Raw genomic sequence first — 15,812 nt, 5'->3', positions numbered from 1 at the left:
CCCCATGATCTGGGGAAGCGGCAAGCAGCGCCTTGATTTAAATCATTTACGAAATTGCCGCCTATGCCGCTGCGGACGAGCGGCAAGCCTGCCTTGATTGCGATCAATGACAGCTCCGGCGGCTGGGCCAACAGTCTGTTGGACGACCAATAGACTCAGGAGATCTCACATGCTGATCCGCACATTATCCGCCTTGGAATGCACGAAATTGCTGACCGCCAACCGTGTCGGTCATCTGGCATGCGCGAAGGATGGGCAGCCCTACGTGGTGCCGGTGCACTATGCGCACGCCGACAATCATCTCTACGCGTTTTCCATGCCCGGCAAGAAGATCGACTGGATGCGTGCCAATCCCCTGGTGTCCGTCCAGGTGGGTGAACGCGGCCAGGGCCGAGGCTGGAGAAGCGTCGTCGTCGACGGCCGTTATGAGGAACTGCCGGACCGGATTGGCCACAAGCTCGAGCGTGACCATGCATGGTCGATATTGAGCAAGCATGCCGCTTGGTGGGAGCCCGGCGCCCTCAAGCCAGTCATGCCTCCGGTGTCGGACAGCGCACCCCACGTTTTCTTCCGTATCATGATCCAACAGGTGACGGGCCGTGAAGCAAGTGAATAGCTTTCTTCACTGTGGCGACCAGCGCTGGACCGATTCAGGAGGAGCGGCTCTAGGTAGTTTCCCGTAGGGACATAACCGAATTTCGCGACCCGCGGATTCGCGCGATTGCTGTGTCACGGATAAACCGGGAAAACAGCCATGCACGCGTACACCTCCTCCAGAATTTCGCTGCCGTCACGGTCTGCCCAGCCCAACCTGCCGGAGGCTTTTGAGCCCGCACTGCTGCAACCACTCAGCTTCTATCCCGCAGGCGCGGAAATCTACGCCCAGGGCGAGAAGGCCGGAGGCTTCTACCAGGTGGAGTTCGGCGCCGTCCGCGTCTACCGCCTGCTTGCTGACGGCCGCCGGCAGATCAGTGCCTTTCATCTCGCCGGAGAGACATTCGGCTTCGAAGCCGACACGACGCACCATTTCTTTGCTGAAGCGGTCAATTCCACCGGTGTCCGCGTCTTCCGCCCCACAGCTGGAGCGGATATGTCCCATCAGTTGCTGCCTCTGGCGCTGAAGGGGTTGACCAGAGCGCAGGAACACCTGCTGGTCCTCGGTCGCCAGAGCGCCATCGAACGCGTCGCCGCGTTCCTGGTCGACCTGTCGGAGCGCCAGGGCGGATTGCGGCAGGTCGAACTTCCGATGTCGCGCATGGATATCGGCGATTATCTTGGCCTCACCATCGAGACGGTATCGCGGATCTTCACCCGGCTGAAGGACAAGGGCGTCATCCGCCTGCTCAGCCTGCGCAGCATCGAAATCGTCAGGCATGATGCGCTTCATGCGATGAGCGAATGAGCTGCGCTCCGACTCCTGGATGGTACAAGCACTTCAGACCATTTGACAGCGGGGCAACAAGAGCAAGATAGCAGCGCGGAGGACATCTGTTATGCCGCTGGAAGATTGAGGAAACAGCGGCAAGTCTATCGGCGTTCAGGCTTCGGGAGGAAGGCATGGACCGGCACATGGCCACATTGCGTGCAGACCGTGTTCAAGCATCGATCACGTCGGATGCCGCTGAAAAATCGGCGCTGGTCGATTCGTGGCGGCGCTCGGCCTCGTTGCACAGGCTGGTTCCTGCAGGCCAGAAATCACCCCGGCGGCTAACCGACATCGAATTGAGCGTCGCCGGGCAGAAGGTCGAGCCGCTGCTCGCTGCCGCCCAGTCCAGTCTTGACAGGCTCTATCTGCCGTCGGCGGTGTCGGCTGCTGCGTGTTGCTGGCTAATCGCGATTGTGTCGGGGTCGATCGCCGTACTTTCCAGATCAACGGGGAAGACGCGGTTTTCGGGATTAGCCCTGATGTGAGATGTCAGCCTGCCAACTGGCGGCAGATCGAGCGCCGGAGGCGCACCGATCCGTCCTGACTCCTTGCCAAAACTCGCTCCATAATTTATATGACCACTTTAGTCACGGGAGCAATCATGATGAAAGAGATTCAGCTCAAAGACGTCAAGGCTACGTTCTCACATGTGGTCGACGAAGCGGTTGCGGGCACACCGACGGTCGTCACCCGTCACGGCAAAAGAGAGGCTGTCGTAATCAGCTATTCGGAATACGAACGCCTTTCCCGTGTGCCGTCGCTGGGTTGGCTGCTCACAAACTCGCCCCTGGAGGAAGCTGACCTGCCAGCGCGAAGCCGAAAGCCCGCACGGGCTCTGCGCGATCCGGCGTTCTGACATTGTACCTTTTGGACACGAATGTCGTCAGCTTGCTTGCCCCTTCAAAACGCAGGACGCCCTCCGATGAGAAACTAGCGGCCTGGATAGTCGAGCGATCGTCCGACCTTTGGCTCTCCGTAATCACCTTGGCCGAGATCGAGGACGGCATCGCGAACGCCAAGCGAACCGGTGCCACCAAGAAGGCGGGCGCGCTCGCTGAATGGTGGGGAGAAATCCGTCACTACTACAGTAGCCGCATCCTCCCTCTTGACCTCGAAACGGCAACAATAACTGGGCAACTCATGACAGTCGCTCGGGCCGCTGGCATCTCACCTGGTTTCGAGGACATCGCTATTGCTGCAACAGGCATGCAACACGATCTGATCGTGCTCACGGACAACGAGAAGGATTTCAGGCCGCTCGGCATTCGGCATCAGAATCCGTTCATCGGGCTTCCAGAATAGGCGGACGGCGACCGATGGGCGCCTCCAGCATGACCATGCGATGACGTAGGCGGGGTTATGCGACGCTGGGCGAGTCTGATGGCGGTGCACCGGACTTCCTGGATCGACCAGCGGCCAGCGTATATTTGTGCCCCTTCAAGGTTCATAGGCCTTGTTGCCTATGGGCTGTCCAGGTTGTTTGCTTCAAAGGCCCAACGCTGACAGGGCCTTGGACGTGAGGTGAGAGCTTCATCGTCATTGAATACCTTTCTCATCGACGTCCAACGAGACGGTAACAATCAGTCATCCACCCACCTTGACGCGGGCGTGCCGCCCAGCGGATGTCGGGCTGATGTGCGCCGACGGAAGACGTGTCCTCGACCGTCACTTCTGGCGAGCGGCATCGCCATCATTAGTGATGGAACGGAAAAGAAACCATTCAGCGTCAGACTACCGCTTTTCGACGCACCTTTTTCGAACACGTCGGAACGAGCGCTTGTCGCGCAGCCCACGATGCCCCCATTGGTGAATCGGATCCATGAAGAGTCTGACAATACGCCACCGCATCCTCGTCAGTTTCGCTGCCGTTCTGGTGGTCATGTCCGTGATCGCCGTCATCGCGTACGCCTGGTTTCTTCAGGCGGGGCAGGAGGCGACTGAGGTCGAGAAGGGCATCCTTCCAGACCTCTATCACAGCACCGCGATCATGATGGGCCAGATGACGGCCCATAGTCTGCTTCAGGAATATGCCCTTCAGGACAACCCATCGGATAGAAGCACGCTTGAAAGCGCGATCACGACCAATCGCGACCAAGTGCAGCGGTCGATGGGCGACTATGAAGCAACAATCGTCTCCGACATCGACAAGCAGAATTATGCAGTCGTCAAAGAACTCGCCAACCAATTTCGTCTGGCTGAAACTGCTGTGCTGGACACAAGCCGGGCTGCCTTGTCGAAAGGTGAAACTCCCAATGAAAGCCTGGCCATCAAGAACACCGTAGAGCCGATCTTTGTAAAGTTGCAGTCCGCTCTGCAGGCCATGGTTGAGGATCACAGAGGCGAGGCAAACAGCGCGACGCAGCGGATCAGCTCGATCGTTAGAACGGCCGAAGTCGGTTTGAGCGTTGGCTTGTTGATAGCCCTCGGACTAGCCCTTCTTTTGGGTTACCAGCTGTTTCGCGCCATTACAGGTCCGCTCACTCGTTTGGTCAACGCGGTTCAATTGATGCGGCAAGGCGACTTCAGCGAACGCCTCGATCTGAGGCGCCGAGACGAATTCAGCGTGCTTGCCGACGGCTTCAACGCAATGGCGGACGATCTCACAACCCTCATTGGTCAGGTTCAAAGGTCCAGCATACAGGTCGGCACATCGATAACTGAGATCGCCGCCACCTCCAAGCAACAGCAGGCAACTGCGACTGAAATCGCAGCGACCACAACAGAAATCCGCGCGACAGCCAAGGAGATCTCCGCCACGTCAAACGAGCTCGTCCGCACGATGAACGAGGTCTCGACAGTTGCCGAGCAAACTGCTGCCGTCGCCGGCGGAGGGCAAGCGGGGCTAACCCGTATGGAAGAAACCATGCAGCAGGTCATGGAAGCGGCCGGCGCGATCAATTCCAAACTCGCGATCCTGAGCGAGAAAGCCGGCAGCATCAATCAGGTGGTGACGACCATCACCAAAGTGGCCGATCAGACGAACCTTTTGTCGCTCAACGCTTCCATAGAGGCTGAGAAGGCCGGCCAATATGGCCGGGGCTTTGCAGTGGTGGCGACGGAAATCCGAAGGCTCGCGGACCAGACAGCTGTCTCCACATACGATATCGAGCAGATGGTCAAGGACATCCAGTCGGCAGTCGCGGCCGGGGTGATGGGCATGGACAAGTTTTCCGAGCAGGTCCGCCGGGGTATGCAGGAAATCCAGCAGGTCGGCGGGCAACTCTTCGAGATCATTCAGCAGGTTCAGGGGCTGGTGCCACGTTTCGAAGTCGCCAATGAAGGCATGCAAGCGCAGGCGACCGGCGCGGGGCAGATCAGCGACACGCTAACGCAGCTGAGTGAGGCAGCTCAGCAAACAGTCGAATCCCTTCAGCAATCGACGCTCGCGATCGACGAGCTCAATCAAGTCTCAGGCGGCATGCGAAGTAGCATTTCGAGGTTCAAGCTGAGAGCGTAGCGAGCCGGCAGTAGGGGGTGACAATGCTATTTCTCGCCTTCAGCATGGGTCCGGATCGCTACTTGATCGATGTCCACCAAATTGAAGAGGTGCTGCCTCGTCTCGATGTGAAGGTCCTGCCGGGTGCGCCAACCGGTGTGGTGGGTCTGGTCAGCTACAACGGAATACCCATCCCGCTGATCGATGTTACTCTTCTTGCGCTTGGCCGGCCGTCGGAGCGCTTATTGAGCACCCGGATCGTTGTGACGCGCTATCACGCGCATGATGGCGAGCAGCGCCTGCTGGGACTGATCGCGGAACGGGTGACGGATACGCTTGAGCGAGACCCTGCCGACTTCGCGCCGTTCGGACTTGAACCAGGAACCCCGCCCTATCTTGGGCCGGTGGCTTCCGATGGTTCGGAGATCATTCAGCGGGTCAAAGTGGCATCGCTGCTTTCGGAAGAGATACGTACCGCATTGCTCCGCCAGTCAGCAATGGGTGATCAATGACCGGCGCAATTGAAAAGCTCCTGACGGAAACCATCGGACTGGACAGTGCCAGCGTTGGTCCGACAGTGGTCCGTCAGGCGGTCAGAGATCGGATGGCAGCATGCCGGATAACCAACCCTCAGACCTATAAGGAACACTTGACCGGTTCCTCACAGGAGTTGCAGGAGTTGATCAATGCGGTGGTGATCCCGGAGACCTGGTTCTTTCGCGACCGAGAAGCGTTCACGATGCTGGCGCGGCACGCGCGCGTGCACAAGCGTGCTCAGCCGATTAAAGTCCTGAGCCTGCCATGTTCAACCGGCGAAGAGGCTTACTCGGTCGCCATGGCCATGTTCGATGCCAGCTTTGAGGCGCACGAGTTCAAGATCGATGGTGTGGACGTCAGCAGCCGCAATATCGCGACGGCTGAACGCGCGATCTATGGGCGCAATTCGTTTCGCGGCAGCCATCTCGAATTCAAGGATCGCTATTTCGAAGCGGCCGAGAGCGGGTTGCGTCCTACAGCTGCGGTGCTGAAACAGGTTCGGTTCAGGGTAGGAAACCTGTTCGGCTCTCGCGCGTCTTTCAGGCAAGAAGTCTATGACATCGTGCTTTTCCGCAATCTGCTGATCTATTTCAATCGAGAGCTGCAGGATCGCGCGTTGATCTGCCTGAAGGACCTACTGGCCAAAGACGGACTCCTCCTGGTCGGTCCGGCGGAAGCAGCTCTTCCAAGGTTGCATGGCTTTATTTCCGCTGAATGGCCATTGGCCTTTGCCTTCCTGAAATCGGAGCCCGTCAAGACCACGGCGCCGACAGTTTCGGCCGCCATCCCGGTGCCGACGCCAACCCCGAAGGTCAACAAGAGCAAGCCTCTTCTTCGGCCCCGACCGACAATTGGCAATGAAGCCCGTGGACAGGCGCCGGCCAAGCCGCTTGCACAGGCCTCGGAAAGCCTCATCGCGGTTGAACGGATCGCCAATGCAGGACGGGTAAAGGAGGCACAGGAGGTCGCCCTGGCGCATCTCAAGGAATTTGGTCCTTCCGCGCAAATCTTCTACTTGCTGGGCCTCGTCCAGGATGCGGATGGCGCAGCACCCCAAGCCGCGCAAAGCTATCGCAAGGCGCTCTATCTCGCGCCAAATCATCGAGAAGCTCTCATCCATCTGGCTTTGCTGCTTCGCAAGCAAGGCGACCATAACGGCGCCGAGGCCCTGGCTGGCCGGCTAGGCCGGGTCCAGAAAAGGAGCGGCAGCTGATGGCGGCTTCGACAGGGATCGCTCAGCCGTTGGAGCAGATTGAAATCGACGACTGCTGGCGGCAAATAGGCGTACGGGGTGACAAGTCATGTCCGCTGCTGGAGCAGCATCTCCACTGCCGGAATTGCCCGACCTATAAGAAGATTGCACGACACCTCCTCGACCGTGCGGCTCCCTCGGTATATCGCGACGAATGGCCTGGTAACGCTGGTCGAGCAGGGATCGATCCGGCCGACGGCGAGGCGCTGCAGACGGCTGTTCTCTTCCGTTTGGGGGAAGAATGGATGGCACTTCCGGTCGGTATTTTTCATGAAGTGGCTGAATCTCGTCGCGTTCATTCACTTCCACATCGCAGAAACCGTGCACTGCTCGGTATTGCGAATGTCCGTGGTGAATTGCTCGTTTGCCTGTCCCTGGCTGAATTGCTCGGGATAGACGAGCGCAAGGAGGGGGAGCAAAGCACGCGAACCAAGGTATTTCGCCGCCTGGTTGTTGTGGGCGAGCGCGACAAGCGGGTTGCCTTTACGGTTGATGAGATCCACGGCTTACATCGCTATCGGGCACGCGACACTCTCGCTGTGCCAGCCACGATCGACAAGGCGCTGTCTGCGGCTACTGTTGCCGTTCTGCCCTGGCAGGGACGGGCCGTTGGTTGTCTCGACCCAGGACAACTGCTCACGATGCTGGATCGGAGCATGGCATGACAGATGAGGACTTCAGCCAGGTCTCGATGCTCAGCCTCTTCCAGGCCGAACTGGAGACGCAGTCGCAGGCACTAACGTCTGGGCTTCTGGCACTGGAACGCAATCCTGTCGCCGCCGATGCCTTGGAAGCATGCATGCGTGCCGCACATTCCCTGAAGGGAGCTGCCCGCATCATCGACCTGATGCCCGCGGTCAAAGTTGCAAATGCGATGGAAGATTGCCTGGTCGCCGCGCAACGTGGGCATCTGAGAGTGGGACGGGAGCATATAGATGCGCTCCTGCAAGGCTGTGACCTTTTGAAATTGATCGCATCGGGATCATCGAGCGAGCGCGCCAACTCAGAAATCGAAAGCTTTCTCGCGAAGTTTGAGGAATTGTCGCCCCCCGAGGCGAAGCCCGGGGCCCAAGATTTTGCAGCTGATTTCGCAACTCCAGATCATGCCCAGGAGCAACTGGCGTCGACCTCTTCAGCGAATCTCCTCGTTGGGGCGGTACCGCAAGCCCACGGCAGCATCGGCTCTGATAGAATGGTTCGGGTGACGGCAGACAGCCTGAACCGATTGCTCGGGTTGGCTGGCGAGTCGCTGATGGAAGCTCGGCGGCTCAGGCCATTCGCTGACGGGCTGCTAAGGCTGAAGCGACTTCAATCGGACCTCGCAAGTGCGTTCGACAATCTTCATGCAGTGCTGCCGCCGGTTTCAAATGATGCGCCGGTGGTGGAGGCGCTGGCTGAAGCGCAGCGAAAGCTTCGGTTGAGCCAAGCGTTCCTGGCGGAGCGTCTCGATGAATTGGATTCAGTGGATCGGAAAGCGACCGATCTTGCCAACAGATTGTACGACGAAACGTTGGCGAGCCGGATGCGGCCTTTCGAGGACGGCGTGAGACACTACGCAAGAACGGTCCGCGACCTCGGTCGTACCCTTGGCAAGCGGGCGCGACTGGAGATCGTAGGCGGCTCGACCGGCATCGACCGCGATATCCTCGAGCAGCTCGATGCCCCCTTGGGGCATCTTTTGCGCAACGCTGTAGACCATGGGCTTGAACCGCCTGAGGAGCGCCTCGCGATGGGGAAACCCGAAGAGGGGCTGATCAGGCTCGAAGCGAGGCACAATGCCGGGCTGCTGCAGATAGCCGTGGTGGACGACGGCAGGGGGATCGAGCTCTCGAAGCTGCGCGAGGCTGTCATCGCCCGACAGCTTGCGACCAGGGAAAGTGCTGACACACTCAGCGAAACCGAATTGCTCGCATTCCTGTTTCTGCCAGGCTTTTCGATGAAAGCGGGCCTTACCGACGTGTCCGGCCGTGGTGTGGGCCTCGATGCGGTGCAGGCGATGACGAAAGAGGTCCGCGGAATCACGAGCGTTTCCTCGGAATTTGGTCGTGGAACCCGGTTTCAACTGCAGCTGCCGCTGACGTTGTCAGTCCTGCGCACACTACTCGTCGAAGTCGATGGGGAGCCCTATGCGTTTCCACTCGCCGCCATCTCCAAGACAATGAGATTGCAGCGGATGCAGATCAACCTGCTGCAGGGCCGACCGCATTTTCGCTTGAACGATCGACAGATCGGGCTGGTGACCGCGCGCGAAGTGCTGGATCGAGGAGAGTCCGGATCGGAACCGGACGAACTCTCGGTCGTCGTCGTGGATGCAGGTCGGGGCGATGCGTACGGCCTGATCGTTGACCGTTTTCTCGGGGAACGCGAGCTGGTGATCAGACCTCTCGATCCACGGTTTGCCAAGATCAAGGACATCAGCGCAGCGGCCCTGATGGAAGACGGTTCGCCAGTTCTGATCTTCGACGTCGATGATCTGATCCGATCGGTGGAAAAGCTTGCATCGTCTAGCGGATTTAGGGCTCTTCGGCGCGCTGCGGGCGGTCCCGAACCGAGCAGACGCAAGCGCGTGCTCGTGATTGACGATTCACTCACGGTCCGCGAACTCCAGCGCAAGATGTTGGGCAATCACGGTTATGATGTCGAAGTGGCGGTCGACGGTATGGACGGGTGGAATGCCGTCCGGTCTGGTCCTTTCGATCTCGTCGTCACTGACATAGATATGCCGCGCATGGATGGCATCGAGTTGGTGAGCTTGATCAGAAAGGACGCCCATCTCAAGAACACACCCATAATGATCGTTTCATACAAGGATCGGGAAGAAGATCGCTCGCGCGGGCTTGACGCCGGTGCGGACTATTATCTGACCAAGAGTACCTTTCAGGACGAGGCGCTGATCCATGCGGTCGTGGACATGATTGGCGAGGCGACTGAATGAGATCGAAATTGGAAGCCAACGAATGAGAATCGGCGTAGTCAACGACATGCCGATGGCGGTTGAGCTTCTGCGCCGGCTGGTCTTGTCGACCGGCGAACATCAGGTCGCATGGATCGCGACCAATGGGCGTGAGGCGGTCGAGGTCTGCAGACGTGATCTGCCGGATCTGATACTCATGGATCTAGCGATGCCAGAGATGGACGGCGTGGAAGCGACGCGCAGAATCATGGCGGAAACCCCGTGCTCAATCTTGCTGGTGACCGCCAGTATCGAAGCCAACCTCGCCGGTGTCTACGAAGCAATGGGCCATGGCGCGCTGGACGCGGTCGATATTCCGTCAGTAGGCATCGAAGGTAATGCGTCCTCGCAATCCGCACGGCTTCTAACGAACAAGATTGCGACGATCGGCAAGCTGATCGGTGATGCGCCGGCCAAGACAAAAAGGCGGATGTCACGTGACGCTGAGCCGACACCTCGACGCTTAATTGCAATCGGCGCCTCCGCGGGCGGGCCGGCCGCCGTTGCCGCAGTCCTGAGTGCGTTTCCCGTTGATTTTGACGGCGCGATCGTGCTCGTCCAGCATCTCGATGCTCAGTTCGTGCCGGGGCTTACTGATTGGCTGGGACAGCATACGCCTCTCCCGATCCGTCCGGCGCGGGAAAAGGATAGTCCTCAAGCGGGCACTGTTCTCGTAGCCAGTTCTGCGGATCATCTGGTTTTCAAGTCAGCTCAACAACTTGGCTATACGCCCAGCCCCAAGGACAATGTTTATCGGCCGTCCGTTGATGTGTTCTTCGGAAGTGCGGCGCAATGGTGGCCTGGCTCTGTGATTGGTGTCCTGCTCACAGGCATGGGCAGGGATGGTGCGCGCGGGCTAAGACAGCTCCGCGACAAAGGGCATCTCACGATCGCCCAGGATCGAGCAACCAGTGCAGTCTATGGCATGCCGAAGGCCGCCGCCGAAATCGGCGCGGCTGTTGATATTCTTCCTTTGAGTGCGATCGGCTCACGTATAATCGAAGCCTGCGAGCGCTCCACGTGAAAAGGCTCGTCCGATGACGCAAGAACCAGAGCTGGTCCCGCCACTCACAGACAACTATTCATCCATGGTTCTGCTCATCGATGATCAGATCATGGTTTGCGAGGCGGTCAGGCGCGCTCTAGCCAACGAACCCGATATTTCCCTACACTTCTGCACCGACCCGTTGAGAGCAATGACAGTCGCGGATGAGGTAAAGCCAACCGTTATCCTGCAGGATCTCGTCATGCCCGGCGTCGATGGGCTGCATCTGGTGCGAGAATACAGGAAGCATGCGTCGACACGCGCGGTCCCAGTCATTGTGCTGTCGAGCAAGGAAGATCCAGCCACCAAGGGCGAAGCCTTTGCTGCGGGAGCGAACGACTATCTCGTCAAACTGCCGGATCGTATCGAGCTGATTGCACGTATTCGATATCACACGCGGGCTTATCTGGATCACGTCCAGCGAGACGCGGCATACCGAGCGCTAAGGGAAAGCCAGCGACAGCTGATCAGTGCAAATCTCGAGCTTGAACGTCTGACGCGGATCGATGGCCTGACGGGCCTCGGCAACAGGCGCTATTTTGATGAATATCTGGCGGCCGAATGGAAGCGCGCTTTTCGCGCACAGTCCCCATTGTCGCTGTTGATGATCGATGCCGACAACTTCAAACGATACAACGATACCTATGGCCATATGGCCGGCGATGAGGTGCTCAAGCAAATCGCCCGCGTGATCCAGAGCGGTTCCGGCCGCTCCACCGACCTCGCTGCGAGGTACGGAGGCGAAGAGTTCGTGGTCGTGCTGGTCGACACTTTACTGGAACAATCCAGTGCGATCGCAGAGCGGCTCGTCCAGGGCGTGCGGGAGTTGAACATACCCCACGGCCCGGATCGTGTGACCATCAGCGTCGGCGTTGCAACAGCGGTGCCCACCGCGGACGAGACGCCAAATGATTTCGTCAATGCCGCCGATTTGGCCCTATTTCGTGCCAAATCGGAAGGACGAAATCGTGTCGCGCTTCATATGTCCCGCAGCTAGACAAGCTCAACGCACTTCTCAGGCTAAGATGGAACTTTCTGAGCGTACGTTGAACGCGCCTGGGCTCGCCCGGCCTTCAAGAAGCTCTATGCCGACCAGCTCGCTTACTTTGCGGCTGGAGCTCGAACCCATCGTTAATGACCGCTGGGCGTCCGGTTCTGGGTGGGAACGTGCCGGTTCGCCTGATCGCTCGAATTTCTGCTTTTGGGATTCCGCTGGGGCCAGCTCAACGGCTGACTTGAGGCGCCAAGCGGAATATGGGCATCGCGCCGCGACGGTTGAGATTCAATCGCGGCTCAATGCTCGCCGGAGAGCACCGAAGCGAATGCGATATTGCGCCGGCGTCACCCCGACCTGGCGGCGGAAGAGACGCCCGAAAAAACTCGCATCCTCATAGCCGACTTCATTCGCCACCGCTTCGACAGGGAGATCGCCCCCCTCCAGCAGCTGCTTTGCCTTCTCGAGTCTGAGCGCATGGATGTAGTCGATAGCCTTCATGTCCGTGGCCCTGGCGAAGCGGCGCACGAAGGAGCGCTCGGACAGGCCTGACAACTTGGTCATGGCTGCGACGGGCGACGGCGTCCGGTAGTTGAGTTCCGCCCATCTCTGGCACCGGTTGATCACCGCGTCGCTGGTCTGGCGAAAGCGCATCAGCGCGGCGAAGGGCTGCTGGCCCATATCGTGCCACTGCAGCATGTAGACCTTGGCGACCTCCATCGCCTCCCTGAGGCTGACGAAGCGCGCGATGAGATAGAGGGCGAGATCTGCCAGCTCGAGCCGCCCCCCGCCATGACCACCCGTTGCGCCTCGCCGCTCAGCACAAGCGACTGGCCCGGCTTCACCTTAACGCCGGGATAGTTGTTCGTGAGCGTCTCGACATAGCCCCAGTGAATGGTGGCATCGCGATTGTCGAGCAGCCCGACCTCGCCGAGCAGCACCGCGCCCGAACAAGCGCTGGCCAGCATGGCGCCGTCGTCATGCGCTCGCTTCAGCCATGCGGCTTCGGCGTCATACTGCCCGGCGACGCTTTCTCCCGGATTGACGAAGAAATCTGGAATACAGACGATGTCGGGTGGCGGGCAATCGGCAAGGCTGTGATCTGGGCGCACCCAGATGCCGTTTGCAGCGCGAAACGGGCTGCCGTCCCCAGCAACCACATAGGGCCGCATGCGCGGCGTGCCCGCCGCACCGCTGGTTATGAACAGGAAATCCCTGCCGGGCGAGGAAAACAGGTCGAACATGCCGTAGATCGTGGAGGCGGTAGCCTACGGAACTTACATCGCCCTTGCATTGGCATGTCGTCACGTTGGGGCATACCCCTGACGTGCAGCTATTGACGGTTGCTAATTAACTTCTCTATCGCTCCGTGGTAGCGCGCCGTTGCGTGCCAGAAGCTCATGTGCTCAGGCCAGACTGCTTTGCTACCTAGATGAATCACCAGTTTCGCGCGCTGGAAAAAACAGTCTGGCGAAAAGCTCCTCGCTACCGAACCCACCCGACTTCGAGACGATGACAGTGCCATTCCAAGCGCCCGAGATTATTCGGCTGACCGCCACACCGGGCTCGTAGAGCCCTTCGCACAGCATTTGGGAGGCCCCGCAGATGCTCGCCAGCAGCCGCAAGGTCCACCCGCCTGTTACCAGCGCTGAACGTGGCGCCGGCAATCTGGCCACGAGTTGCTTGAGCGATTGCTCTATTGCCAGCCGCGCTTGGGCTTCCGCAGCAGCGTGGGACGGCGCGACCAACAGAAATGGGGAGGCGGGATGTACGGAAATGGATCCGTCCATCACGACGGTCTCCAGCCCGCGGACCGCCGCGACCTGGCGCAAAGCAACCGGATGGTTCGTGCCACAGATGGCGAGATCGAGTGCCGGTGGCCGGAGGCTGGAAGCCGACCTTCCCGCGAGCACGGAAGCCAATCCGCCTGAGCCCACATAAAGGTCCTCGGCCTCCCCTCCGAAGGCAGCGACGGTCGCCGCAAGCTCGGCATCGCTTGAAGCGTTGGCGACAAGAAATCCATCCTGCTTCCAGGCGTCGCCGATCATCGCTGCAGGAACCCCATAGCTCGATAGTGCACCGACTAGCGCTGGACCGACAGGGGTTATCCCGTGCGACGAGCTTACCTGTTGCCGGCCATCGACCGTGGCTCGGCCCATGGCGGGGAATGCGGGAGCAAAAAGAGCACGTCTGAACCGTCCGGCGCGGAAAGCCGCTATCGCCTCGGCCACAGGGTGGCCACGCATGACGCTGTCGATTTTCTTGAATGAGAAGGTCCGTGCGTCAGGTTTGTGACTGACAAAGACGCCTGTGACCCGTTCGTACGCCGCTGCTTCCCCCAAGTCTCGGCTATCGAGGTCGATAGCATCGTAGCCGGTAAGCGACGGTGGCACATCGAACCAAACCTTCACCGGTCTTTCGGGCGTCGCGAAGTAACCGGCGGTATCGAGCGCGCCGGTGATGTCGTCGGCGACGATCAGAACATCGGACTTAGGCGATTTACGCGCGTTAGAATTTTGGCTCACGCGGCCTCTCTCCGGTCAAAAGCAGTGCGTAGTCGATGGCCTCTATGAGGCTGGTCTCTCGGGCGATGCCGCGGCCGGCTATGTCGAAGGCGGTACCGTGGTCGACAGAGGTCCGCACGATCGGTAGGCCGAGCGTGATGTTGACTCCGCTCAGGCCAAGCCATTCACCGGTCTGCGGGTCGATCTGGAAGCCAAGCAGCTTCACCGGAATATGGCCTTGGTCGTGATACATGGCCACGACCGCGTCATAGGCACCGCCGCGCATTTTCACGAAGACAGTGTCGCCGGGGACGGGGCCATGGACGTCGTGGCCGCGTGCCCTGTAGTCGGCGATGATCGGCTGGGTGATGCGGATGTCGTGGGTTCCGAAAATGCCGCCTTCGCCAGCGTGCGGATTGAGCGCCGCAATCGCGACGCGGGGGGCCGCTATCCCCACATGCCCCAAGGCTTCGATCGTAAGATCGAGAACCCGGCGCATGCGTGGCTCCGTCGCCCTCTCCGGCACATCTTCCAGCGGGATGTGGGTCGTGACGTGGCTGACGCGGAAAGAACCGTGCGCGAGCATCATTGCGCTGTCTCGCGCACCGGTCAGCGCCGCCAGCAACTCGGTGTGACCGGGGAACCGATGACCGGCAAGATGAAGCGATTCCTTGTTGAGCGGCGCGGTGACGATTGCCGAAGCCTCGCCGGCCATCGTACGCCGCACACCCTCGGCCACGGCTTCGTAGGCCTGCCTGCCTGCTTCCGCAGACACCTGCCCGATCGCGACGGCCGAACCCTCGATCGGCCAGATACCGAGCGGCTCATCCGCTGTCGTGAGGGCGCGCAAAGGCAAGACCAGCGACCGGGCTGTCTCGTCAAGCGCCGCCAGCGATCCTACCAACCGGAGCCGAAACACACCGGTCTCGAGCTGTGGCGCGAAATGCCGGGCGGCCTTGAGCGCGATCTCGGGTCCGACACCGGCCGGATCGCCGACGGTAATGGCTATAGTTGCGGTCATTCAGGTCTCCACAAGCGCTGTGCGGACGTTCAAGACAGAATCACGCGAGGGGCCGCCCGCCGTCGACTGGAATGATAACGCCTGTCGCGAAGCGAAGGTGGGTCGCGACCGCCAGAACTGCCTCGGCAACATCGTCGGGGGTGCCCAATCGCCCGAGCGGCGTCCGGTTCACCTGTTCATCTCGCCAGGACTCGTCGCGGCCCTTGATAAAATCGGTGTCGACGACGCCCGGCGACACCGACACGACCCTGATTTTCGGTGCCAGGGCGCGCGCCAGCGACTTGGTTAGGTTGTCGACAGCTGCCTTGGAGGCGCAGTAGGCGATGTTGCTGCCCATGGCCGTTACGCCCGCAATCGACGAGATGTTGACGATGACGCCGCTGGCGGCGCGGTCGAGCAGCGGTCGCATTGCCCGCGTAGCGGCGATGACACCGCGCACGTTGACGCTGAGGATGCGGTCGATCAATGCGTCGTCCAGACCATCGAGGTCCGAATGCTGCACGAACCGGGTTATGCCGGCGCAATTGACCAGGATATCCAGCCGGCCAAACCTCTTCTCGATCTGGCCGGCCAGTCGCGCAAGGCAGTCGCTCTCGGTTACGCTCGCCTTGGCGACGAGGTGGTCACGGGGCGCAAGCGAGGAG

General features: G+C 60.0%; 17 protein-coding genes. 12 read left to right on the top strand and 5 right to left on the bottom strand.

The features are described from left to right. Positions 1-169: 169 nt before the first annotated feature. The 12 genes from EN991_RS05015 to EN991_RS04955 all read left to right on the top strand — a co-directional run bounded on the left by EN991_RS05015 (position 170) and on the right by EN991_RS04955 (position 11,646). The gene (locus EN991_RS05015) at positions 170-616 is read left to right on the top strand and encodes a pyridoxamine 5'-phosphate oxidase family protein (RefSeq protein WP_127368294.1); all 447 of its coding nucleotides are present in this window, start codon (positions 170-172) and stop codon (positions 614-616) included. Positions 617-754: 138 nt separating this feature from the next. Beyond that, the gene (locus EN991_RS05010) at positions 755-1,402 is read left to right on the top strand and encodes a helix-turn-helix domain-containing protein (protein WP_127368293.1); all 648 of its coding nucleotides are present in this window, start codon (positions 755-757) and stop codon (positions 1,400-1,402) included. Between the two features lie 155 nt (positions 1,403-1,557). Beyond that, entirely contained in the window at positions 1,558-1,911 is a 354-nt protein-coding gene (locus tag EN991_RS05005) for a hypothetical protein (RefSeq protein WP_127367419.1), read from the top strand. Between the two features lie 119 nt (positions 1,912-2,030). Next, complete coding sequence (locus EN991_RS05000; RefSeq protein ID WP_024505312.1) at positions 2,031-2,282, top strand: type II toxin-antitoxin system prevent-host-death family antitoxin; 252 nt, start codon at positions 2,031-2,033, stop codon at positions 2,280-2,282. A gap of 2 nt (positions 2,283-2,284) precedes the next feature. Further along, on the top strand, positions 2,285-2,728 hold the full coding sequence (locus tag EN991_RS04995; protein ID WP_013525370.1) for a type II toxin-antitoxin system VapC family toxin: 444 nt from the start codon (positions 2,285-2,287) through the stop codon (positions 2,726-2,728). A 517-nt stretch (positions 2,729-3,245) separates the two neighbouring features. Continuing rightward, positions 3,246-4,883 (top strand): methyl-accepting chemotaxis protein, encoded by a 1,638-nt coding sequence (locus tag EN991_RS04985; protein WP_027163542.1) that lies wholly within the window; start codon positions 3,246-3,248, stop codon positions 4,881-4,883. A gap of 23 nt (positions 4,884-4,906) precedes the next feature. Further along, entirely contained in the window at positions 4,907-5,374 is a 468-nt protein-coding gene (locus EN991_RS04980) for a chemotaxis protein CheW (protein WP_064994983.1), read from the top strand. Beyond that, positions 5,371-6,612, top strand: a complete 1,242-nt coding sequence (locus EN991_RS04975; protein WP_064994979.1) for a protein-glutamate O-methyltransferase CheR — start codon at positions 5,371-5,373, stop codon at positions 6,610-6,612. The genes EN991_RS04980 and EN991_RS04975 overlap by 4 nt, the downstream gene beginning before the upstream one ends. Further along, on the top strand, positions 6,612-7,316 hold the full coding sequence (locus EN991_RS04970; RefSeq protein ID WP_064994978.1) for a chemotaxis protein CheW: 705 nt from the start codon (positions 6,612-6,614) through the stop codon (positions 7,314-7,316). Before EN991_RS04975 ends, EN991_RS04970 begins: the two co-directional genes overlap by 1 nt. Then, positions 7,313-9,586: a hybrid sensor histidine kinase/response regulator gene (locus EN991_RS04965; RefSeq protein ID WP_064994977.1), complete on the top strand. Its 2,274-nt coding sequence runs from the start codon at positions 7,313-7,315 to the stop codon at positions 9,584-9,586. The genes EN991_RS04970 and EN991_RS04965 overlap by 4 nt, the downstream gene beginning before the upstream one ends. Positions 9,587-9,608: 22 nt before the next feature. Beyond that, entirely contained in the window at positions 9,609-10,628 is a 1,020-nt protein-coding gene (locus tag EN991_RS04960; RefSeq protein WP_064994976.1) for a chemotaxis response regulator protein-glutamate methylesterase, read from the top strand. 64 nt (positions 10,629-10,692) lie between these two features. Then, positions 10,693-11,646: a PleD family two-component system response regulator gene (locus EN991_RS04955; RefSeq protein ID WP_281039789.1), complete on the top strand. Its 954-nt coding sequence runs from the start codon at positions 10,693-10,695 to the stop codon at positions 11,644-11,646. Positions 11,647-11,931: 285 nt separating this feature from the next. On the opposite strand, the gene EN991_RS40275 is transcribed toward EN991_RS04955, so the two are convergent. The 5 genes from EN991_RS40275 to EN991_RS04935 form a co-directional block, all read right to left on the bottom strand. Beyond that, complete coding sequence (locus EN991_RS40275; protein ID WP_206519160.1) at positions 11,932-12,363, bottom strand: helix-turn-helix domain-containing protein; 432 nt, start codon at positions 12,361-12,363, stop codon at positions 11,932-11,934. Further along, positions 12,297-12,887 (bottom strand): DJ-1/PfpI family protein, encoded by a 591-nt coding sequence (locus tag EN991_RS40270; RefSeq protein WP_206519158.1) that lies wholly within the window; start codon positions 12,885-12,887, stop codon positions 12,297-12,299. Before EN991_RS40270 ends, EN991_RS40275 begins: the two co-directional genes overlap by 67 nt. Before the next feature lie 180 nt (positions 12,888-13,067). Next, the gene (locus EN991_RS04945; RefSeq protein WP_127368292.1) at positions 13,068-14,168 is read right to left on the bottom strand and encodes a four-carbon acid sugar kinase family protein; all 1,101 of its coding nucleotides are present in this window, start codon (positions 14,166-14,168) and stop codon (positions 13,068-13,070) included. After that, on the bottom strand, positions 14,152-15,168 hold the full coding sequence (gene pdxA / locus EN991_RS04940; RefSeq protein ID WP_064994848.1) for a 4-hydroxythreonine-4-phosphate dehydrogenase PdxA: 1,017 nt from the start codon (positions 15,166-15,168) through the stop codon (positions 14,152-14,154). The genes EN991_RS04945 and pdxA overlap by 17 nt, the downstream gene beginning before the upstream one ends. A gap of 40 nt (positions 15,169-15,208) precedes the next feature. After that, the coding region (locus EN991_RS04935; protein ID WP_164768868.1) for an SDR family oxidoreductase at positions 15,209-15,812 on the bottom strand (604 nt) is incomplete at its 5' end.

The sequence above is a fragment of the Mesorhizobium sp. M7A.F.Ca.US.005.03.2.1 genome, assembly GCF_003997795.1.
Taxonomy (GTDB): Bacteria; Pseudomonadota; Alphaproteobacteria; order Rhizobiales; family Rhizobiaceae; genus Mesorhizobium; species Mesorhizobium ciceri.
Note: the sequence above shows the minus strand (reverse complement) of the source record. Positions and strands in the feature narration are given on the sequence as shown.